This is a genomic window from Ardenticatenales bacterium, assembly GCA_020634515.1.
Taxonomy (GTDB): Bacteria; Chloroflexota; Anaerolineae; order Promineifilales; family Promineifilaceae; genus JAGVTM01.
Window position 1 is genome coordinate 233,581 of sequence record JACKBL010000003.1, and the last position, 26,503, is coordinate 260,083.

Here is a 26,503-nt window from a genome sequence, read left to right on the forward strand (position 1 = left end):
AACGATGTATGACTTAATCGTAATTGGCGGTGGCCCGGCGGGATTGACCGCGACCATCTACGCCATCCGCAAAAGATTGAATGTGCTTCTTGTTTCCCAGGATTTGGGCGGCAAAACGAATTATCATCTGGAACTGCCCGATATTGAAGCGTACCAGGTGATCAACGGCATTGAGGTCGTGAACAAGTTTCGCAGTGAACTGGAGTACCTGAAGTTCGCCCGCCACATGGAATCCGTCACGCGCGTCGAGCGGCAAGATGATGGTTTTGCGGTGTACACGAAGGGGGGCGGCGAACTGTTCGCGCGCGCGGTGATTGTGGCTACGGGGGCGCGGCAGCAGTGGCTGAATGTGCCCGGAGAACGGGAGTATCTCTCGCGTGGCCTCTGCTACTCGGCGCTGAGCTACGCGCCACTGTTCATTGACAAGGAAACGGCGGTGATTGGGGATGGAGAGTTGGCGCTGCGCTCCGCCAGCGAGTTAGCCACCGTAGCCGCGCACGTCCACGTGATTGGCCCCTCAAAAGAGATGCTGCGTACCGATCTGGGGCAGAAGTTGAGCCGCGCGGCCAACGTGACCATCCTGGAACGGTATCACGTCAAGGCCGTCAAGGGCAACGGGTATTGTAATCGGGTGGTCGTGCAAAGCCCCACGGGAGAACAACAGGAGATCGACATTGATGGCGCGTTCGTGGAAGAGGCGCTGCTGCCGAACTCGGAAATGGTGGCGGACCTGGTGGCTTTGGACGAAAGTGGCTTCATCAAGGTGGACTGCTACAATCGCAGCAGCACGCCGGGCATTTTCGCCGCCGGAGATGTGACGAACATCTACGCGGAGCAGGTATTAGTGGCGGTGGGAGAGGGCGTGAAGGCGGCCCTCAGCGCCTACGATTATTTGCTGCCGCGTCTATGAACGAAGACTACAAAAGTCTTGGCCGGGCGTGTTGGTGTCAGCGTCGGTTGGAGACTTTTGTAGTCTGCTCTTATTCGTCGTCGCTTTCGCCAAATTGTTTGAGTTCTTCGGCCAGTTCGCGCAGGCGGGCCTGGACGAGGTAGTGGATGCTGCCTTCGGGATACGCGCCGTCTTTGTTGCGTTTGCCGGCATTCTTGCCCATCAACAACTCGATCCCCTCATCAATCGTGCGCACTGCCCACACATGAAAACGCCCCGCGCGCACCGCCTCCACCACCTCCTCACTCACCATCACATGCTTCACGTTCCCCACCGGAATCAACACACCCTGGTCTTCATTCAACCCCCGCTTCTTGCACAGCGCAAAAAACCCCTCGATCTTTTCCGTCACGCCGCCAATTGGCTGCACCTCGCCCCGCTGATTCACCGAACCCGTCACCGCCCTTCCCTGATTCACCGGAACCCCGGACAGGCTGGAAAGCAGCGCGTACAACTCCGCCGAAGAAGCACTATCTCCGTCAATCCCCCCATAATTTTGCTCAAACGCCAGGCTGGCGGAAAGAGATAGCGGCTGATCCTGCGCATACGTGCCGCCAAGATAGCCAACCAGCGTCAGCAGCCCCTTGTTGTGCAACGGACCGGCCATCTCCACCTCGCGGTCGATATTGACTACCCCTTCTTCACCCATGTACGTCTGCGCCGTAATGCGGCTGGGCTGCCCAAAAGCATAATCCCCCATATCCAACACGGAAAGGCCATTCACCTGCCCCACCACGCTTCCTTCCGTCGTCACCATAATGATGTTTTCATCGAACTGCTCCTGGATGCGTTCCTCCACCTCGTTGGCCCGATAAACCTGTTCATCAATCGCCTTCTTCACGTCTTCCGCCGTCACCATATCCGCGCCGCGCAGTGTAGCCCAGTAGCTGGCCTCGCGCACAATGTCCGTCACCAGACCAAAGCGCGTTGTCAGCTTGTCCTGATGTGCGCTGAGGCGAGAACCATACTCAATCACTTTGGCGACGGAAGAACGGTCGAAGTGGCACAAACCTTCCTCCTGGCAGCGACTGGCAATAAAGCGCGCATACTCCAACTCGTTTTCATCATTGCGGGGCATATCCGAGTTGAAATCCGCCTTCACTTTGAACAACTCGCCAAAATCCTCGTCCGTTTCATAGAGGGCATAATAGAGACGCGGGCTGCCGAGGAGAATGATCTTGGTGGAAAGCGGAATGGCTTCCGGGTCCAGCGATTTTGCCAGCACCTGGCTGCCGCCATCAAAGGTCCCTGGCGATTGCAGCCGAATCTCCTGCTCCTTGAGGGCGCGCTTGAGCGCCTCCCAGGAGGTTTCGTATTGCAACAGGTCGCGCACGTTGAGCACCAGGTAACCACCATTGGCCGCATGGAGGCTGCCAGCCTTGATGTTGGTGAAGTGGGTGGTCATGGCCCCATAGATCATTTCGTACTCAATGCGTCCAAACAGATTGGGATAGGTGGGATTGGCCTCGAAAATAACGGGCACACCGCTGGTCTGGCTGTTGTCCACAAGCAGATTGACGGTGTAGCGGCGCAGGTCCAACTCACCCTCATGCTCCTCGTTGGGGAGGAAGTCGGCCACATTGTCCAGGATGTCTTTGTACAGTTCTTCCAGGTAGGTGAGGACTTCTTTTTCCGCCTGGTATTGCTGCCGCAAATGGGCAAAGGTGTGGGCAAGGGTCGTTTCGGCGACCTGGCGGTTGAGGGCGTCAATGCCGGCACGCGTATCTGTTTCAAAGAGACGAATCTGGTAGTAAGCGTCTTCCAGTTCGGCATTGAGCGCCTGGGTTTCTTTGTCGATAGCGCGCTGGCGTTCTGCCGGCAATTGCTGGAACATCTCCGGCGTCATCACCTGCCCATCCACCAGGGGCGCAATGTCCAAACCCGCTGCCGTGCGCAAAATCGTATACCCCTGCGCCTGCGCCTTCTGCTGCACCGTCGTAAAAACCTCCGACTGTCGATCCTCAAATCGCAGCCGAATCTTCTCCACTTCATCCCGATACGACTCATTCTCAAACGCTTTGGGCAAATCCTCGCGCAGACAAACCAGCAACGCATCCATCTCCGCCTTGAAGGCGCCGCCCGCGCCGGCGGCAAACCGAATGGCCCGCGGGCGATGGGGCGTGGCGAAATTATGCACGTACACCCAGTCCGGGGGAATGGAGCGATCAAGCGTCTTGTGGCGGAGGAAGCGGCGAATGGCCGTGATCCGTCCCGTGCCTGTCTCCCCGAGGACAAAGATATTGTAGCCAGGGCTGCGAATGCCAATGCCAAACTCAATGGCGCGCGTTCCACGTGGCTGCCCAATGATCGTGTTTTGCGCGTCCAAATCGGACGTCGTCGTAAATGAAACATGATCCAAAGAACAGACACGACGTAGCTGTTCTGGCGTTAACGCGGAAAAGGACATGGAATAACGTTCCCTTTTGCTGAAGTGATCTATTCGTAACGACTAACGCTCTCTGGAAATTGGTCCAATCTGGCTTAGCTGTTACATCTGTTTTTGCTCTCGTTCTGGTGCGGCGCGATCTTCCGGCGCATCACACCGCGAAAAAGCACAGAATGTTACTCCGCGTTGTGATGAACGGCAACAGGCAGGCCTGGCGGGCAGCCATGCGCATTTTAACACATTGTGGTAAGAGGGGCGTTTTTTGCGGATTCGCAGCCTGCCACTTGCACGCTCAGCCATTCTCGTCTTGCGGGGTTTCACGCAGAAGCGGGGCGTCATCGGGATGGCGACCAATCCGCTGTCACCCGCCTGCCTCGCCCCATGCCGGTGGCAAAAGGGTGAGCCGGCGCGGAGAAGACGCCATATGCCTGGCGCAAAAAGGTTCCGCGCCCCCCCCGTACGAGATTGAGAATTGCAGGAGGCGGTCAGGCGCGGCGTCGCAGTGGCCGCAGCAGGAGGTATGGCTCGCGCAGGTGCAGCACCAGGCTGACGGCCAGATAAGCCAGCCCACCAGCGGTTCCCCCCAGCACAAGGGAAAGAAGGACGCCGGCTTCCTGGCTAATGTGATAGGTAAACTGCGCTGCCAGACCCAGAGCCAGCGCCGCCACGGTCATGCGCCATACACCATCCCATAAATGCCGGCCATCAACGCCGCCCATTTTGCGTCGCAGCAGCCAGAGCAGGATGCCCATCTCCACCCAGTTGGAGAGGCTGTGTCCTAGAGCCAGCCCGCCGAAGGGGAGCCATTCCAGGGCGGGGAAAAGGGTGCGGCTGAACCAGAGGCCCAGCACGATCATGAGCAGAAGCTGCGCAGCACCGGCCAGCACGGGCGTCACTGTGTCGCCGAGGGCGTAGAAGGCGCGGGCGATCACTTCGATAGCGGCCAGGCTGACCAATCCCACGGCGTAGAAGAGAAGCGCCCAGGCAACGTATTGCGTGGCGGTTTCGCCGAAATCGCCGCGTTGAAAAAAAAGCGTTATCAGCGGTTGGCGCAGGACCCCAAGGAGGACGGCCGCGGGCAAGCCGAGAAAGGTGATAAGGCGCAGCGTGTCCGCCAGGATACGGCGCATGTCGCGGAAGTTAGCTTCGGCGGCGAGGGTGGCGAAGGTGGGAAAGGCGGCGATGCCCAGGGCTTGCCCGAGGAAGCCGAGGGGCATGCTCATGACGCGCCATGCCTGGTCCAGGGCGCGAATGCTACCCAGCGGCATGACTTGAGCCAGGAATTGGGTGACGACGATGGTGATCTCGCTAAAGGAAAGGCCGACGACGCGGGGGGCCATGAGGCGGAGGACCTGGCGCACGCCGGGATCGCGCAGGGTGAGATAGGGGGTGTAGCGGGCTTGTTTTTGGCGCAGTGCCGGCATTTGCACCAACAGATGCCCCAACGAACCAATGACTACGCCGTACCCCAACCCCATCACATTCCCCGGCCATAGCACGGCTCCCAGCATAATGCCGATGTTGTAGACGCTGCCCGCTAATGCCGGCAGCAAAAAATGCTGCCGCGCATTCAAAGCCCCCATCACCACCCCGCTCACGCCGAAAATGATCGGCGACAGCAGCATCACGCGCATCAGGTCGGCCGTCATCGGCAGCAACGCGGCATTGTCGCGCACCAGTTCCGGGTATGCCAGCCGGACAATTTGTGGCGTGAAGAGAAACGTAATGCCGGCAACCACCGTCGTTGCCAGCGTCGCCAGATTGATGATGACCGAAAATAGTCGCCAGCCCCCCTCCGCATCGTCGCGGGCGAAATAGGCGGCAAACGTGGGAATGAAGGCGGAGCCAAGCGCGCCGCCGGCAATGACGGTGAAGATGAGTTGGGGATAGCGGCTGGCGATGGCGTAGGCGTTCGCTTCCAGGCTGAGGGCGTCGTAGTAGTAGTTGATGACCACATCGCGCCCCAATCCCAATAGCCGACTCAGGACCATGGCCATCATGACAATGCCGGCAGCTTGCAGCACCTGCGCGCGCGCGGTTGAATGGGAAGACGAATTGGGATTAGCGGACATGCGGGGAATTATACGCCGAGATGGGCGTTGGCGCGTACTTTGCCCGGCGGCAAAAAAACAGGCCAGCTAAAAAGCTGGCCTGGAAATTTCGTGAGAGTCAAGGGCGCCGAACCAAGACTCTCATTCAAAAGGAGGAGAAGAAGAGATTTGATGCTTCGTATTTTAGAACAATAGACCGAGTAATGCTGTACGCAAATTCGACGCAAATTCGACGCAAAACCTACGGAAGTGAATCAATTCACAAACGCTTGCTCACGCATCGATCCGCCGCTCCAGCCTTTTGCCGCGTCCCCGCCAATCCCGCGTGGCCAGCCAGGGCAGCCCAAACACAAACGGCACGCCCACCAGATGCGCCCACAGGAACTCCCGCGCCAGCAAGTACTGCCACACGTGCCCGTAGATAACCACCGAAAGCTGCGTCGTGAAAAGAAACCATAACCCCACCCGCCTGCGTCGCCGCGCCACCTCGTCATCATCATCGACCAGCAGCCAGATAAGGGGCCAGGCCGCGTACCAGATGCGAAAGGCCAATGCCTGCCACACGTAGGCGATGAAGGCATCGGCGATGCTACGCGGCGTCGCCCGCCCGCGCAGCGCCAACCAGCCCAACCACGCCCCCGCCAGGGTGAACAAAACGGTCGTCAGACGACTGACTTGCGTCACGGTCAGGGACCACCCCAACCGCTCCATAAGCAAAATCAGGAGCGTGGCCGGGGAGAAACCGGCAAACGTGGTTGCTTCGCGCAGCAGTCGCCCCGCCAGTTGCAGCGGCGAGCCAAAGGGGAGAAAGGCAAGGGTGACGAGCGCGGCGCTGCCACCCAAAGCGGCCAGGACGAACGCCAGTTGAGAGACATAAACCAGGGGGGCAAATGGTCCCAGGCGCGGGCTTAGGGAGTGGCTGTTGACGCGGGCGGCGTTGCGCCAGGCGGCGAGAAAGAGAAAGGGCAAGGCCAGCAAGGCGATGGGTTTGGTGAGCGCGGCCAGGACGGCAACCCAAAAGCCAATGGTAGGTCGGCGGCGGCGAATGAACCACCAGCCGAGCAGGAGCCAGAGCAGCATGAGGGCATCATTGTGTCCATCGACGATGAAGATAAGCAGCAGGGCAGGATTCCAGGCCCAGAGGAGAAGCGTGCCGGCATTTTCCGCGCGCGACAATCGGTCCGGGTCAGTCACCAAAATCCGCCACAGCAGCACCCCCATCAACCAGAAAGCCAACGCGGCCAGCACCTTGAACGAGAGCAAATTCAGCCAAAAATCGGCCGGAGCCACGCCCGTCACCACGCTGGCCGCCCCCTCCCAGAGTGGGCCATATGGCGATGTTTCCCCCGCCCACTCCCCCGCCAGCGGCAAATACGGGTCTTGCGCGAAAGCGTCCGGCGGCGAAACAAATGGACTCTGCCCGTAAACGCTGCTCACACGCCCCCGAATCGCGTAGCGGTACAGGTCCGTCGCGTTGATCGGGTATGTGGTCAGCAGAGGCACGGCCAGCAGCAGTGAACCCAGCATAATCATCAGAAACGGACGGCGTGGGGGATCGCGGCGCACACGGGCATAGGCCAGTCCATGCAGGCCAAACAGGGCGGACAACAGCGCGGCATAGGCCAACCCCGCCGCCAACGAGGGCGTGAAGCCGCGCACATCACGCAGCGGAACGGTCAGGTAGTAGCGGTGAAAGGGGAACCACAGCCGCAGTAGCACATAGCCGGCCAGGCTAGAGGAGAAGAGAACGGAAAGAGGGATCTGCCGCAAACGGGATTGCACAAGCTTCTATGACGGCTGATCGGGGTACTTGTCGGCGCGGCGCGCCTTGACCAATGAACCGGTATGCGGCACTTTCATGAGCATTTATCCGGCGGGAGCATTTCGTTTCTTGAGGGGCACAATGAGCGTCACCGCCGTGCCGCGTCCGGGCACGGAATCAACCTTGATGGAACCCTCGATCCGCTCCGCCCGTTCGCGCATGTTCACCATGCCCAGGCTGCCCCGCGCCGTATAGTTGGCGTTCACTTCGCCCACGTCAAACCCAACGCCATCATCCTGCACGCGAGCCACGAACAGGTCCCCTTCCCGCCATAAACGCACCTCGATCATGCTGGCCTCGGCATATTTGCGCGCATTGCCCAACGCTTCTTCAATGATGGAAAAGACAACGGTTTGCGTGGGTTGGTCTAACAATTCCGCGTAGTCGCCGCCCACCAGCCGCATCTTGATTTTGTCCGTCTCGCGGATTTTTTCTATGGCGGCTTCGATGGCCGCGGCCAGGCCGTCTGTCTCCAACACCAATGGGCGCAGGGCAAACAACATGCCCCGTATTTCTTTGGAGGTCCGCTTTGCCAGCCGCTCCACTTTGATCAGTTCGTCGAGGGCCTGGCGCGGGTCCCTGACCATGAGGCTGCGCACGAAGTTGATGTGCATGGCGATGGCGGCGATGCTTTGCGTGGGACCGTCGTGAAGGCTGCGCGCCAGTTCTTTGCGGGCTTCTTCGTCCGCTTCGATCAGGCGTTGTTTTTCGGCGCGCAGGTCCTGGTAGAGTTGGGCATTTTGCAGGGCGATGACGGACTGATCGGCAACGGCTTTGAAGAACTCGAAACGATCCTGGCTGAATTCAACGCCAAATTCCGTGCCGATGATCATGGCTCCAAAGAGTTGAAAGCCGGCGCGCAGGGGAATGCAAACGGCGCTCTGGCAGGTTTGAAAGGCGATGAGTTTACGCAGTTCGGGGTCCTGGGCGGGCTTATCGGTGCTGATGGGTTCGGCGTTTTTGAGGGATTCGGCGATGATGCCGGCATTATCCCCCACCTCTTGCTCAAAATCACGGGCGGCAAAACGGCGGGCGGCCACCGGAACCAGCTTCCCCGCATCATAAAGAAAGACCGCCCCCGTCAAGGATTGTGCCGGCACGCCCAACTCCTCCAGCACCAGGCTCGCCGCATCCAACGCCACATCCATCACACGCTCAAAACTGAGCGTGCCGCTAATCGTAGAAGCCATCTGCTGCAAAGCGCGCGCCCGGTTGCTCGCCACCCGCAGCGTGTTCAACTCATCATCCACGCTCACCAGCGTCACCGCCCGCGTCTGGCCGCCAATCTGGATGACGACCATCATCACCAACGCCGCCAACAGCAGCAGGACGGCTCCCGCCAACCCTAATGCCGGCAACCAGAGTGCCGCATCACCCTGCCATAACAGCGTGCGCAGCCCCCAAAATGCCGCGGCCATTCCTATCAGACCCAGCAAAAATAGGAGGAAGATAGCCCAGTTGAGGCGGCGAAATCCTTCCCGGAGAAGCGTGGCGGCGTTTTTCTTCTTGCGCATTTCATCCCTGGAGTTTGTTGCAAATCAACTGCTCAGGACTTAGTGGCTGTCCGCAATTAAGTTAGCGGAATTGTGCGGACAGCTTGTCAGTAGCCGTCCGATGAAAACGCGAACTCGTTTTTGGAGGGCTACCTAGTGGCTGTCCGCAATTAAGTTAGCGGAAATGTGCGGACAGTACCAAACCCGTGTACCACGGTATCTTCCCGGAAGCTCGATTTCAGGCACAAAGCGTCTCATCATTCAAGTTATCTGGCATCAAAACAGCGTTCGGGAGGTGGTGGTGAACGGTTACACTATTTCATTATACCGAACAGGAAATAAAATTCGATAGGATGATGGCTTCATTGAGGGGAGTTGGCGGTTGGGCGTCTTTGACTATGCCCGAATTCCCCCATTCACCGGGTCACTCTTCGCTCAGGACGCGGGCGATGCGGGCAGCAATGCCGGCATTATGCCGCAACAAAGCCGTATTCGCCTCCAGACTGGCCCCATCGGTCAATTCCAACACGCGCTGCAAGAGCCACGGCGTGGCCGCCGGGCCGTGAATGCCGGCAGCGTCCGCCTCCTGCGTGGCCTGAACGATGGCCGATTCGGCGGCAGTGGGGGACAGGGCCGCGTCCGCCGGCACGGGCACGGTGACGAGCGTGGCGGATTGCAGGTCAAGGCGGCGGCGGGCGCGGACGAGGGCAGCCACCTGCGCCGGCGTGTCCAGGCGGGCGTCTACGGGAAGGCCGCTGGTGGGGGAGTAAAATGCCGGCATTTCATCCGTCCCATACCCCACCACCGTCACTCCGTTCGTCTCCAACACCTCCCGCGTCGCCGCCAGATCCAAAATCGACTTCGCCCCACTGCACACCACCGTCACCGGCGTGCGCCCCAACTCCCGCAAATCCGCACTAACATCAAACGGATGCCCCCGATGCACACCACCAATCCCCCCCGTCGCAAACAACTCAATCCCCGCCTCTCGCGCCACAATCATCGTCCCCGCCACCGTCGTCGCCCCATCCTCCCCCAACGCCAGCGCCAGCGGCAAGTCACGACGGCTACATTTACGCACCGTCCCCGGCGGACGCTGGCCCAGGTAAGACAATTGCGCCGCCGTCAATCCCACATGAATCCGCCCGCTCAAGATGGCAATCGTTGCCGGCACGGCCCCCACCTCCCGCACCGCCGCCTCAATCGCCGCCGCCGTCTCCACGTTGCGGGGAAAAGGCAATCCATGCGTGATCAGCGTACTTTCCAGAGCGACCACCGCCGCGCCCGCGCGCAGCGCCGCCTCCACTTCAGGCAAAAAATGTAGCAGTTGATTCATCACAAACCTGTACCCCAAACCATTTCCGCGCGGCTTGCATCCTCAGCACGCTTCCGTCTAGGACTGACGATGAGATAAAGTTCGGAATGGCATCGTCAGTTTGCAGGAACGGCAAGGAAACAACTTCGTTGTCTTGTTTAATTTCCGTTCCGTAGGTAACCTTCGCACAGGGATTGAAGCGCGCCGGACGGATTCTTACCTGCCGGATAATCGAAACCCAATTTTGAACGAACCCCTGGCCGGCAGCATCTATTCACGCCCCCCTTCCCGCAAGCTGAATAGTTGCCAATTATCGTGTACACTTGGGCCACACGGCACCGATCACGCCACACAGTGATCATACCATAAGCTGCACGATCAGCCCGCCATTGAATTCAGACATAATGCATATTGAAAGGAGACCGGATCCCCGTTAAACTGAAAACATGACAGATGAAAAAACAACCGCCCTGAACGAATTTAAGCAAGCGCGCCGCCAGGCTCGTCGACGACAATTGGTCGCCCGCCTCAGCGGACGCGACCTGCAACTGTTGCCGTTCGAGACCATTCGCGCCCAGCTCAAGCAGCGGAACCCCATGTATCGGGGCATTCAGCAAATCCCCATCCGGAAAATTGTGGGCAGCGTGGGTCGCTACCGCGAGTTTAATCGCGGTTTGCAGCCGCTCAACGACAGTTTGCAAGCGCGTTGGGTTAATGTACATTCGCTGGCGACCGCGGCTGAAGGGTGGCCACCCATCGAAGTGTACCAAATTGGCGACGTGTACTTTATCAAAGATGGCAATCATCGCGCTTCCGTGGCTAAAGCCATGGGCAATGAGACCATCGAGGCGCATGTATGGCAGTTTCCAGAGGAGGTTCAGATCGGTCCCGATGATTCACTGGACGAGGTTTTGATCCGCTTTGGCCGCCGCAATTTCCTGGAAGCGACACACCTGGACACGCTGCGACCGGAGCAGGACATTGAGGTGACAACGCCAGGTCGTTTTACGGAATTACTGGCCCAAATTGAGGATTTGCAGGCGCAGCTTTCCTACATAGATCGCCAGGAAATGCCTTACGCGGAGGCCGTGGCCGCCTGGTACGACATCATCTATCTCCCCGTCGTGCAGATTATTCGGGAAGCCGGTTTGCTGGTCAATTTTCCCGAACGTACAGAAACAGACTTGTTCGTATGGTTGTCCATCCACCGTGACGCCGTGATTGCGCAATTCGGCCTGGATGCCAACAGTTCGCTGGAAGTGATGGCCCGGGCACTGGCGCACCAGTATAAGGAGGGGAGCCTGGACAAGCTGGCGCGGCACGTGCTGCGGCTGTTCGGGCAGGAAGCGCCACCGCCGTGGCGCATTCTAGATCAATCGGACAGCACGGTGACGATTGAGTATGATGAGGATGAGCAGGACCGACAAGAAACAGAAGTGAAGATGTATGAGGAGAATATTATGTTGGTGAAGAATTATACGAAGACAAGAAATTTTTGCCGCGTGACGTTCAAATTGCCGGCGGAAGTCAGCGCGGAAACGGTTCATCTCGTAGGCGACTTCAATGATTGGGACACCACGTCGCACCCAATGAAGAAGCTAAAGGATGGCAGCTTCAGCCTGACCGTGTCTTTGCCCACCGAACAGTCTTACCGCTTCCGGTACCTGCTTGACGGTGAGCGCTGGGACAACGATTGGGCTGCCGATGCCTACGTACCAAACGAATTCGGCAGCGATGACTCTCTGATCAAGGTGTAAACGGCAGGCAACGGCAACCGCCGTCCCGCTTCACCCCAAACAACAGCATCCCGTTGCGCCCGTGCAAGCATGAAGGGCTTGCACGGGCGTTCCCTATTGGCGCGCACGCCGAGGACGTTATCATGTTGGAAATGCCCATTTTGGAAACACCCCGCCTGCAAATTCGCCCTTTTGCGCTGGCGGATCTGGCGGATGCGTATCGCCTGTTTGACGAAGAACTGGCCGACGCCGATCTCGGCACGGTAACAGTGACGGCGCGTGCGCAGCGGGCCGAATGGCTGCAATGGACCGTGCTTAATTACACACAGTTGGCGCAGTTGAACCAGCCGCCCTACGGGGATCGGGCCATCGTCCTTCAAGCGACGGGCGAATTGATTGGCTCCTGTGGTTATGTGCCCTGTTTGAATGCCTTTGCCCAGGTTCCGGGGATGGCGGCCACCGTTGAGGCGGACCGCGTCTCGCCGGAGTTTGGCCTTTTCTACGCCATTTCGCCAACGCATCAGCGGCGCGGCTATGCCACGGAAGCGGCGCAGGCGATGGTTGATTACGCCTTTCAGCATTTGCGCTTGCGGCGCATTGTGGCGGAAACGAATTATGATAATGAGGGGTCAATAGGGGTGATGCGGCGGTTGGGGATGCGGATTGGGCGCAATTCGCTGCCGGAACCGCCGTGGCTACAAGTGGTGGGCGTGATAGAATTCCAGGCAGAAGTTGAATAAATCGCCCGAGACACGCAACGGAGAGTATTCCCATGTCAAGACGCCTTCTGTTCTGGCTGATGCCGGCATTCACCCTCACCCTCCTTCTCTCTCTCCTCCTCTCCCATCCCCTGCAAGCCCAGCGCCCCACCGCCGCCCCCGGCGACGTGATCATTAGCGAAGTCGCCTGGAGCGGTACTGCCGCCTCCAGTTCCGACGAATGGATGGAACTCTACAACACCACAAACCAGGCCATTGACTTGACCGGCTGGACCATTGAAGATGGCCTCAGCATTATTCTCTCCGGCCAAATCGAAGCTAACAGCTTTTTTTTGTTAGAGCGCACGGATGATACCACCATTTCCAACCTTGCCGCCGACCAGATTTACACGGGCGCGCTTACGGATGGCGGTGAAACACTTATTTTGCGAGATGCCGGCAGCAGCGTGATTGACACGGCCAACGGGGATGGCGACGTCTGGCCTGCCGGCACGCTACCTCCAGACCGTCATTCCATGGAACGCCTCGACCCTGACGTTAGCGATAGCGATGCCAACTGGGTGAGCAACGACGGCATCACCCGCAACGGCCTGGACGCCAACGGCAACGCCATCAACGGCACGCCGCGCCAGCCCAATTCAAGCTGGTCGATCACCCCGCCCGCGGGCGAACCGGACCTGGTCGCCAGCAAATCCGGCCCGGCCATCGCCGCGCCCGGCAGCAACATTACCTACCAGATCGGGCTGCAAAATGCCGGCAGCGCCACAGCCAACGGCGTCACCCTCACCGACACCCTGCCCATCGGCCTCAGCTACCTCAGCGACGACGGCGGCTTCCCCCTCAGCCAACCCGACGCGCAGACGCTCGTCTGGAGCATCGGGGAAGTCCTCACCCCCACCAACATCACTTTTCACGTGAACGTGGCCGTGGCCGCCAACGCCAGCGGCAGCGTCACGAACCAGATCGTGGCTGCTACGAGCAGCGCGGAGTCGAACCTGGGCAACAATCAGGCCGGCGCCACCACCGTCATCAGCGATGGGACGACGCCCGTGGTGTTGATTGAGGCAATTTTGTACGATGGCTACGTTTCCGGGGACCTGGATGAGGCGGTGCAGTTGGTCAATGCCGGCACAACCTCCGTGGACATCAGCGGTTGGCGCATCACCGACAACGGCGACCCCGGTTCCGGGGCCGTCCTCCCCGCCGGAACCAGCATCGCCCCCGGCCAGCGCCTCTGGCTTGCCCGCGGTGCCACCGCTTTTAGCTTCTCCTTTGGCGCGCCGCCGGACTTTGAAACGGACGACACCCTGCCGGAAGTGCCGGAGATGGAGGGAGGGTGGCCGGGTTATACCAATACGGGCGATGAGGTGGTGCTGCTGGACGACATAGGCAACGTCGTAGACACGCTCGTTTACGAAAACGGCAACACCGGTCAAAACGGTTGGTCCGGCGCCGCCGTGCAACCTTTCTCCGTGGGCAGCGCCTCCGGCAGCAACGGCCAGATTCTCTACCGCATGCGCGACCAGGCCACCAACCTGCCCGTTCCCGACACAAACACCGCCGCCGATTGGGCGCAATCCACAGCGGACACCGTCAACGGGCGCAAAGTACGCTATCCCGGCTGGGACCTGGACGCCTTCTTCTTCACCGCCCAATCCACCGAATTCGCCGAACTGCGCATCGCCATCGCCCCCGACAACGCCTTCCAGGCCATCGTAGACCACATCAACAGCGCCCAAAGCAGCATCATCATGGAATCGCTCACCTTTGAGAATGTGGGGGTGGCCGATGCCCTTATCGCCGCCGCCAATCGCGGCGTGGCGGTGTCCCTGCTGCTGGAGGGGGGTCCCACGGGCGGCCTTTCGGACCAGGAAAAATATGTGTGCCAGGAGTTGGATAGTGCCGGCATTTCCTGCTGGTTCATGATCTCCGACGACGACAACGACATCCACGACCGCTACAGCTACCTGCACGCCAAATTCATCCTCGTAGACAACGCGCGCGTCGCTATCAGCAGCGAAAACATGAGCCTGAACAGCCTGCCCAACGACGACAAAGCAGACGGAACCTGGGGACGGCGCGGCCTGGTCCTCTTCACCGACGCCCCCGGCGTCATCGCCCGCGTGCACGACATCTTCACCGCCGACTACGCCCCCCTGACACACACCGACCTGAAACAGTGGCAGGCCGCCGACCCCACGTATGGCGCGCCCTCCCCCGGCTTCGTGCCCATCACCGAAAGCGGCGGCATCACCTACACCGTGCGCTACCCCACGCCCGCCGTCTTCCAGGGCACATTCTCCTTTGAAGTGGTCCATTCACCCGAAAACAGCCTGCGCGACCAGAACAGCCTCCTCGGACTGGTGAATCAGGCCGGCACGGGCGACCTGGTGCTGGTGCAGCAGCTTGACGAACCACCACACTGGGGCAGCAGCGACAGCACCCCCACCGCCGACCCCAATCTGCGCCTGGAAGCCTACCTCAACGCCGCCCGGCGCGGCGCCACCGTGCGCCTGCTGCTGGATGGGGCGCTGGATGATCCCAACTCCCCCACGAGCAACCAGGCCACTTGTGACTATGTGAAAAGCGTGGCCCGCGGCGAAGGGTTGCAAGTTATTTGCGCTCTGGGCAACCCGGCGGGACTGGGCATCCACAACAAAATGGTACTCGTGCGCCTGGCCGGGCACGGCTACATCCACGTGGGCAGCATCAACGGCAGTGAGCAGTCTAACAAAGGGAACCGGGAGCTGGCGCTGCAAGTGCAGTCCGACGAAGCGTTTGCGCTGCTGGCGGACATGTTCCAGCGCGACTGGCCCAACCGCGCCTACGTGCCCACGTTCTCCTTTAATTTCCAGGGGGCGGCGACCTATCCGTTGATCAGCGAAGTGATGTATGACCCCACGGGATCGGATGACGCGGAATTTGTGGAGATCGTGAATCCCACGGGCAGCGTTATGGACCTGAGCAATTATGCGTTGGGGGATGCCGTAAACATAACGGATTTTGAGGATTTGCGCCGCTTCCCGGCAGGCGTGACGCTGGCTCCGGGGGAAACGCTGGTGGTGGCGGCAAAGGCCACGGCTTTCCAGGCGCTCTATGGCTTCAATCCCGATTTCGAGATTTTGGATACGAACGGCAATATCCCCGACCTGATCGATGACCCGGCCTGGGGTTCGCCGGACACGTACTTCCAATTGGGCAATGGCGGGGATGAGGTGATCTTGCGCGGACCGGATAACAAGGCGGTGGATGCCATCAGCTATGGCACGGGACAGTTCCCCGGCGTCATCGCCTGCGCCGTGATCGACAATGGGCACGCGCTGGAGCGGTATCCCCACTGGCGAGACACGAATAACTGCCCCGCCGACTTCCGTGATGTTTTCCCACCGACGCCGGGGAACGTGCCGGCATTTCCCTGACCCCCTAAAACGAAAACGCCTGGCGACTTCTCTGGGAAAGTCGCCAATGGACCATTACCGGCCATGCTCCTCAAGATTGGTTCATTCTTGGAGAATGAACCAATCTTTGAGCAGTTACAGTGCCCTGGGCTATTTACCAAACAGATCTTCCGGATTAATGCCCGGGTCTTGATCTGGAGCCAATCCCAAAGCCGGTGTCCCGGCTCGTGTACTGATAATGCCTTCATAAATGATGGCCGGTGGTTCGTAAACCTTCTTTTCCTCAGTTTGCGTCTCTCGTTTGTCTTCTTGCATGTGATGCCTCAATTGCCGTGTGACACTCCGGAAAGGGAACGGGCGTCATGCAGATTCGTCGTTGCGACGCTACCGCTGTTGCTCACGAGCCTTTTCACCAGTGTGGCGGAACGAAAATAATATTAACCGCTTTCCAGAAGCAGAGCAAACGACGAGAGCGGAGCCATTTCAACTTCGTGGCGAATTTGCGACAAAAGCCTCGCGCTTTCCGGCTGCCTGTCACCGCCGTCTCAGCATTCGCTGTAGCCACAGGCATAGCATTTGCGACATCCTTCTTCATTGACGACGGCTGCTTCACCACATTCGGGACACAGGTCGCCAATAGGCAGGCGGTGCATCTCCGCTTTCGCCACCCTGTGTTCATTGTCTTGGGTGGATTGGTCCACCAACAGGTAATCATTCAGCACCTGAGCCACACCATCCGGCAGTGACAGCACGCGGTTGGAGCCAAAGCCCAGCGGACGCCCGCCGCCAATGCCGCCCAATTGATTCACAACTTCCCGCATCCGCTCGCGTGGAGGAACGGAGGACGAGAGGCGCAAAATGTAGCTGATCAGACGGCCAATCGCCTCGGAGACGGCGGCCGTGTCGCTCCCGGCCTTAGACGTTTGCAGAAATACTTCGAACGGCTGGTTGCCGCCATTTTCATTGATGGTGACGTAGGCGGTTCCCAGAGGCGTGGTAATACGGTGGGTCACGCCTTTGAGCTGCCTGGGGCGCGGCTTCTTCGTTTCCGCGGGCCACAGCGCCGGCTGTCGCGCCGGTTCGGCGGCCTCCGGTTCTTTGGCCTTTTTGGTGGCGTGGGTTTCCAGCACGACCTTGTCCCGCGAACCGGTTACGTAGACGGTAAGCCCTTTGCAGCCCAGTTCCCAGGCGGACATGTAGGCCTGCGCCACGTCTTCCGGCTGCGCGGTGGCCGGAAAGTTGCAGGTTTTGGAGATGCTGTTGTCCACAAATGCCTGGATAGCGGCCTGCATTTGCACATGTTCGGCGGCGCTAATGTCCTGGGAGACGACGAAGGTGTGGCGAATGGATGCCGGCAATTCCGGTAAATCCTGACAGGTGCCAACCTGCACGACGTGTTCGATGATGTGGTTGCGAGTGGCCTCGTCCAGCCCCGCATCAAGCAGGGCCTGGGCAAAGAGAGGGCTGGTGTAGGTGAGTTGCAGGTCTTTGCCATTGTCGTTGACGTGGCGGACGTAGGCGAGGGCGAAGACAGGTTCGCAGCCGTAGCCTTCGCAACCGGAGACGGTGGCGATGGTTCCCGTGGGGGCGACGGTGGTTTGGGCGGCGTTGCGGATGCCGTGCTGGCGAATGCCGGCAACAATCTCATCCCAATTCAACACCGGTCGCCCAAAATCGCGCGCGTAAGGGAAAAGGGGTTGGGGTGGCGTCCAACGCAAGTTGTCGGGGTCGTAGATGCTACCCTTAATGGACAAGAAGGGGCCACGTACGCGGGAGAGTTCAATGCTGGTCTTCATGCAGTGGAAGCGGACGAACTCCATCACCTGGGCGGCAAACGCTTGACCTTCGGCGGAACCGTAGCGAATGCCGGCATGATACATCAAATCCGCCAGCCCCATAATGCCCAACCCAATGCGGCGCGCGCGGAAAGCGGCCTCCTTCAGTTGCGGAACTGCCGGCACATACGCATTCGCCGACACCACATCATCCAGAAAACGGGTCGCCAGCGCCGTCGTCTGCGCCAGTTTTTCCCAGTCAACTGCCCCGTCAGGCGCAAAATGATTCGCCAGATTGATGGACCCCAGACAGCAGTTTTCGTATGCGCCCAACCATTGCTCGCCGCAATTGTGGACCACCAACCCATTGGCTACAAAGGAATGCGTCGAAGGCTGCGACAAATCATATACCATCTCCCGTCCATCCGGTTCGACGGCTTGCACATGGGCGACAAACCTCTCTCGATCAGGACCATGCGTCATATGGGCCAGGCAATCGAGCAGAGATGTCTGTTTTGCCTGGCTCAAAAAGCCAACGCGCCGGGCAAAACGCAGCAAATTGTCCTGCGAAATAACGAGTTCATGATACGCCTGACACCAGTATGGCGCAGTCCCCCCTGTGCCATCTGGCAATTCTCGCCATCCTGCTGTCCGTCTTTCACGATCGATGCGGCTGGCGATGCCAAAATTCAACAGCAGGCGCTGTACATCTTGTAACAACGCGACGCTGATGGATGTCAGCCGCACGCTGCTCCCCTTGTCGCCACCATCGGCCATCGTGCCGTCAGCCGTGAACAACGCCTGTAAAAATGCTTGCTGCGTCTCCTGGCTACCACGAAAAATAACCTCTGGCACTTGCAGCTTATTCTCGTCCAGGCCATATTGTGCCGCCAGGTGGCGCAATCTATCAGATTGCACACGAACTTCGTCACGTCCCGCGATCTCAGTCGGCTGGACGGGATAGAACCGATGCGTGTTTTGTTTGTATCGATCATCTTTGTCCACAAGCGTGGTCACAGCGTCCGCGAAAGTGGGCGCTAATTCCGTCTTTTCCGTCCCGAAAAAGGAAAGAACAGCTCTGATTTGATTGACAGTGCCATCACCGACTAGCCAGCCCAGTACCAACCCCAATTCCCGCGAACCCTCTGTACCAAACGCACCCGGACGATTAAGGATATGAATCTGGTCGCCTGGTTGCAACTGGCCGGCAGCAACCCAGCCCCGCGCGGTCATGACCTGATGATTGGCCGTCAAACGCACTTCATATCCTTCCCGCGTTGTCACGCGGAAAACGTCTTTGACCCCCGTAGCAAAAACGGCGCTGGCCGGTTGTAATGTGTCTACGTCAAAGCGACCATCAACCACAACGGGCAAGGCGTCGGCTGCCGCCAATTCAGCCGCTTGATACAACCCGTTCGCCGTGTAAATCCTTGTGTCACCCGTAACGCAGGGATTGGTCGCCTCAAGTTCGTACAGGTGTGGCACGGGGTTGGTGCGGTTGGCCGCGTCGAGGAAGAGGACGCCCGGCTCGCCGTTGCTGTAGGCGTATTTGACGATTTCATCAAACAACTCACGTGCCTGTACCGTGCGCCAGACGACGCCATCTCGCGGGTTGATCAGGTCGAAGGTTGTATCGTCGCGCACGGCGCACATGAAGTCGTCCGTGATGCCCACGGAGATGTTGAAGTTGGTGATGGCGTGTTCGCTGGCCTTGCAGGAAATGAACTCAAAGATATCCGGGTGGTCCACGCGCAGCACAGCCATATTGGCCCCCCTGCGGGTACCGCCTTGGGCTATCTCGCCAAAGGCCTGGTCGTAGACGCGCAGGAAGCCGACGGGACCGGTGGCTTGCCCGGCGGAGCTTTTCACGAGCGCGCCTTTGGGGCGCAGGCGGGAGAAGGAGAAGCCATTGCCGCCGCCGGTTTGCTGGATGAGGGCAGCGTCGCGGAGGGTTTGGAAAATGCCGGCACTATCCCGCCCCATATCATCCTCAATCGGCAGCACAAAACAGGCCGCCAACTGCCCCAGCGGCGTTCCCGCCCCCGTAAACGTCGGACTATTCGGCATGAATCGGAACGTCGTCAGCAATTCGTAGAAAGCCTCTGCCACCGCCTGCGCCTCCCCCTCGTCCTCCACGCCCGCCACATGGCTGGCCACGCGGTAAAACATCTCCGCTACGGATTCAATTGGCTTCCCATCCGGTCCCCGGCGCAAATAGCGCCGCCGCAAGACGGCCAGTGCATTCTCGCTGATCCGCAATTCCGGCCGCGCCGCCCCGTTGACCGAATTTTGCTTTGCCTCTCTGAGCATCATTTCCTCCAGGATGTTTTTTCGCGGACCACGCTGCTACTCTATGCCCGCCACAAGAAGCTGCACCGCTTCTAAAAGACGCTTCTGGCTCCCATCCATTTTGAGTTCTTTTGCCGCCGCCAGTGGCAGCCAGAATGCCTCCCGCACATGTTCATCCGCCGCCCGCGCCGCGGGAAGGTATGTCGCCGCTGTAGCCAGGAAAGCGTTTCCGCCACGCTTTCCCCCGGTTCCCGCCGCCCGCCGGGAACAACATGGAATGTATCATCGCTATCTCGCACAACCAACACCGACTCCCCCCGCAGCACAACAGCCCGCACCGAAGTCACATATCGCTCGTTCGGCCTCTCTGACGACAAGAAATAAGCAATCTCCAGTCGCGCATCTCCCCATACAGCCATCTCCTGTCCCACTGGATTAGACAGCACAAACAACTCTTCCAAAGCAGTTTCCATGTACGGCACATCCAACTCAATGCGACTGGCAGGAACCGATCAGGCGTGATCTCACAATTGCCAGACATCTCGCGTGAGAAATGCCTGAAAATCGTCGATTTCTTGACGCAAACGTGGATCAGTTCTCATTTCCGGACGCGGATCAACGTAATAAACGCCATCTAACCGATTAAGCGCCACCGTATACCCCAAGAAATGATTCGTCTTGAAAGTAGAATTGACGCCAAAGATGCTGTTTGCCCTGCGTGCCCGCTGAACATCGTGCAGGAATATGGCAATCATCTTGATCTCGCGGCCCAATAGCCGATTAAGAAGAAACTTGTCCAAGAAAACCTTGTCAACGCGATCCTTACTCGTTGTCTTAACCGAACCGACTATTTCTCCCGGATAGAGCAAAGCGCTTTCAGACGCCAGAATTGCTCCCTTCTTAGAAAATACAAGATCAAGTTCATAAGACATGGAATAGTCTGGGGAATCCGGGATAGGTATGGAAATCGTCCGGTTACTGCATGTAAAGCCGATCTCTACAAGCAGCAATCTCACCAGGTTTTCGAAAAGTTGGCCTATTCGCTTACGCGACTGATTGGAATTTTCAAGGGAATCGCCAATACTCCCCACGATTTGCTGGCAGGTATAAACCACTTTGTTGACTTCCCCGGTCATCAAATACGTCTGAACAGACGCCTGGTGCGCCATTTCGGCTCCTAAGCGCCTCAGGTCTCCTAAAAATGACATAAAATTCTCGCCCGCTGCTTGAAAATCATCTGCCCTATCAATGAATAGATCTGAATTCAAAGGTCGCGTTATGCGATGTCCAAATTCTCGGTCGTACTGATAAAACACATAGCGATGATCGTTCGGCGAAACAATGCGCGTCAATTGAGCTTCCTCAAGAAAGCTCAAGAAATCATGAGCCAGTGCATAATAATCTTCAAGCTGCCCAAAAGCCGCTCTATCTTGAACGCTTACCTGAAGGTCAGGTAAAGATACCTGTGATGTCATCGGATCGATTTCCTCCGATTTGAATTATTCAGATCGAATTCAATCCATTTTTCCACAGGCCAATCTTTTATCCGTTCAATCCGCTCAATGGCCCACTGACAGTAAATTTCAGAAAGATCACACCCCATCCATTTTCGCCCTAACTGCTCCGCGACAACAGCCGTCGTCCCTGAACCCAAAAATGGATCAATCACTAAATCGCCTTCATTCGACGAGGCCAAAACCAATTTGCGGATAAGTTCTTCCGGTTTTTGGGTTGGATGCGGTGTTGATTCGTGCATCCCGTTACATGTTGTCGGAATCTCTATCACATCACGAGGCTTGGCGCCTCTTGGATTCGGTCGCCAGACTTGATTCGTACGCGCACCCGCCCTATTCCCATATTGACTTGTTTCCGCCTGAGTTCGTTCAGGATATTGGGTCGTATGATTTCCATAAGGAATACGAACATCGTCCAGGTTAAATGTGAACGTCTTGCTTTTGCGGAAATGCAAAATGCTCTCGTGCGACCGCCCCCAATCAGAACGAAGGTTGGCCTTATTTTTATAATGCCATATCAGCCAACGACACCCGGCAAAAAACTTCAATGCAGGGAGTTTAATATCCGCCAGAATCTCGGAAAAGCCACAAACATAGAGCGTCCCGCTTGGTTTTAACACACGCGCCGCCTGTTCTATCCACCTTAACGACCATTGGACATAGGCTTGCTGTGATTCAAAGGAATCCCACTCCGCCTTATTGATGTTGTATGGGGGATCGGCAATGACCAGATCGATAGACTCGCTTTCGACGGATGAAAGCCACCTGAAGGAATCGCCAACATAAATCACGCCGTGTGGATGCTTATATAACAATTGCGGTTCCACGGCGTCATCTGTATCAACGGGAAGCATTTCCCCTTTCAGCAATTCCTTCTCAGAAAACAACGACGGTTGTTCACCACGCGCATATTTCAAACCCGGTTCTCTTAAGGCTTGAATCAGGAAGTCTGCATTATCGTCTGTGTTGTCCATAAGTGGGACTACCCTTGCTGATCTTGGTTCTGGCGAGGCAGCGACAAGAGAAAACCTACCGGCTAAATGACCGTCCAACGACAACTTGCCGCTTTGCAGGTTAGAAGGTCACTTCAAGCGCATCCAACGATTCCGCGATTACTTCTTGGCTGCGCCCTACCGAGAGCCTTGGCTTTCGCTGACGAGGCGGTCGATTTCGTTGCGGATGGCTTCCAGGTCGCCCAGGCGCAGATAGACGGTGGCATAGCGGATGTAGGCCACCTGGTCCACGTCCTTCAGCCGCTTGATCACTTTGTCGCCGACGATGCGGCTGGAGACTTCCGCTTTGCCCATCATTTGCAGCTCCGACTCGATTTCCCCCACGACGCGCTCAATGTCCGCCGCGGCCACGGGGCGCTTGGCGCAGGCCAGGCGAATGCCCTCGGCCAGTTTATCCCGCGAGAACTCCTCCCGCGTGCCGTCCCGCTTGACCAACAGCGGCGTCGCCAGAATGGGGCGCTCGTAGGTGCTGAAGCGTTCATCGCAGTTGACGCATACGCGCCGACGACGGATGCCACCACGTCCGTCATGATTGGTATCAATGACACGGGTTTTTTCGTGACCACAATATGGACATTTCATGGAAAACCTCTTGTTGCAACCGGCGGCACCCAGACGACAAAACAAACGGGAACATACGAGCGAAAAGCGGCATATATGAGGTATCGGGAATTGCAAGCCCCCACATTTGGCGTGTACAGAATGGTCAGAATTATAGCATAGAGGCATACCCCCGGCAAGCGTGGTTTATGGATTTTTCACCTTAAAATTTTCATGCCGGCATCTACTCCGGCAGAATGTAGCCAGACAAACAAAGCCGGCCCATGCCGTGCGTCTGGGCACCGGGTGAGGTTTCGGGCCGGTCGGGGTCTTGATTCAGGAGGAATCAGCGCAGGAAAAGAGGAGCAGCGGCTCGTCCGTGATCGTGGGGTCGGGCTGACCACCGGGGGGGAAAGTGTGGCGGCTACGCAGGGTGAACTGAACATGCCGCAGGGGCGCGGCGGGCGTACCGGTCGGATAGGTGCGACAGAGATAATCGCCCCAGTTTTGCAGCATCCAGGGGAACTGTAGTTCGGCGACGTTGGCGTTAAATTCGCGCCAGCGCAGCCCGGTTCCCCTGGACCAGCGAGGCGGAGCATCCAGGGGCGGTTCGCCAGTTTGCAGGTCCAGGGTAGCCCCATCGGCGAACTGGCCCGTGACGGCCACCCAACGCCAGGTACGTGGTCCACCGGTAGCGAACATATCCCAACGCTGCGTAAGCTCCGTGGCGAGCAAGATGGTGCGCGCCAGCCCCGTCACCGGTGGAACCCACGGCTTGAGCAGGCCGCGCAGGTTCACCCACAGGACGCTGCCCATGACCAGGCTGAGGCTGACGACCAGCAAGCCGCGCCGCGCCATCGTCCACCAGGGGGGCAAGGAACGAAAAAAGGCCGGCGGGCGTGTATCGGTGGGGGCGGCGGGGGTTAAGGCCACAACGGAGGCGGAGGGGTTGCGCTCCGGCCAAAAGCGGACGAGCCAGAGCCAGAGGCGGCTGAGAAAGAGGTGTCCCAGCAGGCGTTGGCGCGCGGCTGTGCCGGCATTTCTCCCTCCCCCCCCATCCTTCACCCACACATCGCCATCCGGCCAATCCGCCGTCTGCGTCACCTCATCCGCGCGCGTGCCCGCCAACACCAGAAAAAACCAACGCGGCGCGCCCGACCAAAACGGCACAAACGACACATCCCGCGTCCATCGCAGCCCCCGCTCCACCGCCACAATCCAATCCGGCTCCAAAAAAACGAACGTGCCGATGACCATAACCGCCTGGAAGTTAAAAATACTCATCAGGCCGCCAATGCCCACTTGCAACGCCGTCGCCAGGATCAGGCCCGCCAGACGCAGCGCCGGCTGGCCCCAGGGCAGGAACATGAACAGCACAAAGGCCAGTTCGATCCACAAGGTGTAGTGCGTGAGGAAGGCCAGCAGCCACGCGGGGGCGACACTAAAAAACCATGCGCCGGTGGGTTGCAAAAATGCCGGCAACTGCAACACATAATGCAGCGCCGTCCCATCCAGCCAGACCCCACCGCGCAGCTTATACAACCCCGTAAAAAGATAAATCAGCCCCATTTGTATCTGCAGCAAACGCACCGGGAAGGCAAAAGCGCGGCGAGGCGCGGCGGAAACGCGCAAATCCTCCCACCTGCCGCTCAGACGGTACGCCGCCCATCGCCGGCGCACGGCGTCCACGGCGTACGTGTCGCCCAGGGGCAAAAACATCGCCCAAAAGCTGAGAACCTGCACCACCTGGTCCGCGCCATTCAGAACGAACAGGTTACGTTCAAAAACGGAGAGGGAGCCAACAAAGACGAGAACCGCCGCCAGGCGCGTGCGGTAGCCGACGAGCAGGCAGAAAGCCGCCGCCGCCCACAGCAGCAGAAACGCCTGTGCCATCCACGCGGAAGGGAAGGCATACAGCAGGGAGGGGGTTTCGCGTAGGGGACCGGTAAGACGGGCGGCGCGGGGGACAATGCCGGCATCGCTGAAAAAAGGCCGCGCCAATGGAACATATTGCACGGCCATTTTCAGCACCAGCGCGCCAAAAAAGATGCGAAAAACCGCCAGCGGGCGGCTATCCACCCGGCCCAACCAGTAATCGCGCCACGGCGGATGATTACTCATGACCCCGTAACAGCATACACAGGCATCAAACAACATGAAAACGACCACGGATGACGCGGAGCCATATCTTTATCCGCGTCTATCCGCGCTCGTTTACGTCCTCCCCTCATCCGCGGCTAGCTGCGACGACGGCGGAGGAACGTGGGAATCTCCAAATCATCGGGGCGGAATGTCTCCGCCGTACGGCGTGCTTCCGTCTCGCGGCGAGCGGAAACGGGCACGGACGCCCGCTCACGCACCGGCTGCCCCGTGGGCAGCGAACGCTCCACCGGTGGCGCAATGTGCCGCAGCGAAGGAATCGCGTGCTCAAAACCCGTGGCAATGACCGTGATACGCACCTCGTCCCCCATGTTCTCGTCAATAACCGCGCCAAAGATGAGGTTCACATCGGGATGTGCCGTCTCGCGGATGATGGAGGCTGCCTGATTGATTTCAAACAGGCTCAGGTCGGGGCCGCCGGTGACGTTGAAGAGGATGCCACGCGCACCGTCGATGGTCACGTCCAGCAGGCGGCTGGAGAGCGCCTGCTCCGCCGCCGTGCGCGCCCGGTCTTCGCCCTTGCCACTGCCCACAGCCATCAGGGCCGCGCCGCCCATGGACATAATCGCCTGCACGTCGGCGAAGTCCAGGTTGATCAGGCCGGGCACGGTGATCAATTCGCTGATGCCCTGGATGCCCTGGCGCAGCACGTCATCCGCCAGACGGAACGAATCCAGCAAAGAAACGCGCTTGTCGGCGGCTTCCAGCAGGCGGTCGTTGGGAATGACGATGAGCGTGTCGGAATGTTCCTTCAACGCTTCGATGCCCGACTCGGCCACTTTGGCGCGCTTGGTCCCTTCAAAGCTGAAGGGGCGCGTGACGACGCCAATGGTGAGCGCGCCTTCTTCGCGGGCAACTTTGGCGACGATGGGAACCGCGCCCGTGCCTGTGCCACCCCCCATGCCGGCAGTGACAAACACCATATCCGAACCGCGCAACAGCTCGTGCAGTTCTTCCAGCGACTCCTCCGCCGCCTTCTGCCCCACCTCGGGATTGCCCCCCGCGCCCAGGCCGCGCGTGGACCGTTCGCCGATCACCAGGCGTTGCGGCGCGCCGCTGCCCATGATCGCCTGCCGATCCGTGTTGATGGCGATGAAATCAACGCCAACGATGCCCTCGGCAATCATGCGGTTGACGGCATTGCTGCCGCCGCCACCAACGCCGACGACGCGAATGAGGGCGGAACCTTCCAATTCCGGCATTCTTTGTACCTCTCGCTTGACTTGTTTACCGTACATAATCCTCATCTCCTGGTTAGAACAGTCACGATACCGCTGTGATATAAAAATCCTATTCTGGAGATTGGACCCATTTCAGAGAAAATGGGTCCAATCTGGCTTAGC

General features: G+C 58.8%; 17 protein-coding genes. 4 read left to right on the top strand and 13 right to left on the bottom strand.

The genetic code is table 11. The features are described from left to right. Window positions 1–4 precede the first annotated feature (4 nt). The gene (locus tag H6650_09880) at window positions 5–910 is read left to right on the top strand and encodes an FAD-dependent oxidoreductase (protein ID MCB8952308.1); all 906 of its coding nucleotides are present in this window, start codon (window positions 5–7) and stop codon (window positions 908–910) included. 70 nt (window positions 911–980) lie between these two features. Here the strand turns inward: H6650_09880 and H6650_09885 are convergent, their stop codons facing one another. The 5 genes from H6650_09885 to H6650_09905 form a co-directional block, all read right to left on the bottom strand. Next, the gene (locus H6650_09885) at window positions 981–3,356 is read right to left on the bottom strand and encodes an AAA family ATPase (GenBank protein ID MCB8952309.1); all 2,376 of its coding nucleotides are present in this window, start codon (window positions 3,354–3,356) and stop codon (window positions 981–983) included. A 464-nt stretch (window positions 3,357–3,820) separates the two neighbouring features. Continuing rightward, window positions 3,821–5,407: a murein biosynthesis integral membrane protein MurJ gene (gene murJ / locus H6650_09890; protein ID MCB8952310.1), complete on the bottom strand. Its 1,587-nt coding sequence runs from the start codon at window positions 5,405–5,407 to the stop codon at window positions 3,821–3,823. A 252-nt stretch (window positions 5,408–5,659) separates the two neighbouring features. Next, complete coding sequence (locus H6650_09895; GenBank protein ID MCB8952311.1) at window positions 5,660–7,156, bottom strand: hypothetical protein; 1,497 nt, start codon at window positions 7,154–7,156, stop codon at window positions 5,660–5,662. Window positions 7,157–7,252: 96 nt separating this feature from the next. After that, entirely contained in the window at window positions 7,253–8,722 is a 1,470-nt protein-coding gene (locus tag H6650_09900; protein ID MCB8952312.1) for a GAF domain-containing sensor histidine kinase, read from the bottom strand. Window positions 8,723–9,125: 403 nt separating this feature from the next. Further along, the gene (locus H6650_09905; GenBank protein ID MCB8952313.1) at window positions 9,126–10,037 is read right to left on the bottom strand and encodes a pseudouridine-5'-phosphate glycosidase; all 912 of its coding nucleotides are present in this window, start codon (window positions 10,035–10,037) and stop codon (window positions 9,126–9,128) included. A gap of 425 nt (window positions 10,038–10,462) precedes the next feature. On the opposite strand from H6650_09905, the gene H6650_09910 reads away from it, so the two are divergent. The 3 genes from H6650_09910 (at window position 10,463) to H6650_09920 (ending at window position 15,890) form a co-directional block, all read left to right on the top strand. Continuing rightward, window positions 10,463–11,773 (top strand): hypothetical protein, encoded by a 1,311-nt coding sequence (locus H6650_09910; protein ID MCB8952314.1) that lies wholly within the window; start codon window positions 10,463–10,465, stop codon window positions 11,771–11,773. A 122-nt stretch (window positions 11,774–11,895) separates the two neighbouring features. Beyond that, window positions 11,896–12,492: a GNAT family N-acetyltransferase gene (locus H6650_09915; protein ID MCB8952315.1), complete on the top strand. Its 597-nt coding sequence runs from the start codon at window positions 11,896–11,898 to the stop codon at window positions 12,490–12,492. Window positions 12,493–12,524: 32 nt separating this feature from the next. Beyond that, window positions 12,525–15,890: a lamin tail domain-containing protein gene (locus tag H6650_09920; GenBank protein ID MCB8952316.1), complete on the top strand. Its 3,366-nt coding sequence runs from the start codon at window positions 12,525–12,527 to the stop codon at window positions 15,888–15,890. Between the two features lie 129 nt (window positions 15,891–16,019). On the opposite strand, the gene H6650_09925 is transcribed toward H6650_09920, so the two are convergent. The 8 genes from H6650_09925 to ftsZ all read right to left on the bottom strand — a co-directional run bounded on the left by H6650_09925 (window position 16,020) and on the right by ftsZ (window position 26,362). Then, window positions 16,020–16,184, bottom strand: coding sequence for a hypothetical protein (locus tag H6650_09925; protein MCB8952317.1), 165 nt, complete (start codon window positions 16,182–16,184; stop codon window positions 16,020–16,022). Window positions 16,185–16,414: 230 nt separating this feature from the next. After that, the gene (locus H6650_09930; protein ID MCB8952318.1) at window positions 16,415–19,957 is read right to left on the bottom strand and encodes a ribonucleoside reductase class II; all 3,543 of its coding nucleotides are present in this window, start codon (window positions 19,955–19,957) and stop codon (window positions 16,415–16,417) included. Window positions 19,958–20,025: 68 nt separating this feature from the next. Then, complete coding sequence (locus tag H6650_09935) at window positions 20,026–20,406, bottom strand: hypothetical protein (protein ID MCB8952319.1); 381 nt, start codon at window positions 20,404–20,406, stop codon at window positions 20,026–20,028. 51 nt (window positions 20,407–20,457) lie between these two features. Then, window positions 20,458–21,408 (bottom strand): hypothetical protein, encoded by a 951-nt coding sequence (locus H6650_09940; protein ID MCB8952320.1) that lies wholly within the window; start codon window positions 21,406–21,408, stop codon window positions 20,458–20,460. Beyond that, the gene (locus H6650_09945) at window positions 21,405–22,301 is read right to left on the bottom strand and encodes a site-specific DNA-methyltransferase (GenBank protein ID MCB8952321.1); all 897 of its coding nucleotides are present in this window, start codon (window positions 22,299–22,301) and stop codon (window positions 21,405–21,407) included. The genes H6650_09940 and H6650_09945 overlap by 4 nt, the downstream gene beginning before the upstream one ends. Window positions 22,302–22,577: 276 nt before the next feature. Continuing rightward, the gene (nrdR, locus tag H6650_09950; protein MCB8952322.1) at window positions 22,578–23,042 is read right to left on the bottom strand and encodes a transcriptional repressor NrdR; all 465 of its coding nucleotides are present in this window, start codon (window positions 23,040–23,042) and stop codon (window positions 22,578–22,580) included. Window positions 23,043–23,336: 294 nt separating this feature from the next. Next, window positions 23,337–25,121: a lipase maturation factor family protein gene (locus tag H6650_09955; protein ID MCB8952323.1), complete on the bottom strand. Its 1,785-nt coding sequence runs from the start codon at window positions 25,119–25,121 to the stop codon at window positions 23,337–23,339. Between the two features lie 116 nt (window positions 25,122–25,237). Continuing rightward, window positions 25,238–26,362, bottom strand: a complete 1,125-nt coding sequence (gene ftsZ / locus H6650_09960; GenBank protein ID MCB8952324.1) for a cell division protein FtsZ — start codon at window positions 26,360–26,362, stop codon at window positions 25,238–25,240. Window positions 26,363–26,503: the final 141 nt, after the last annotated feature.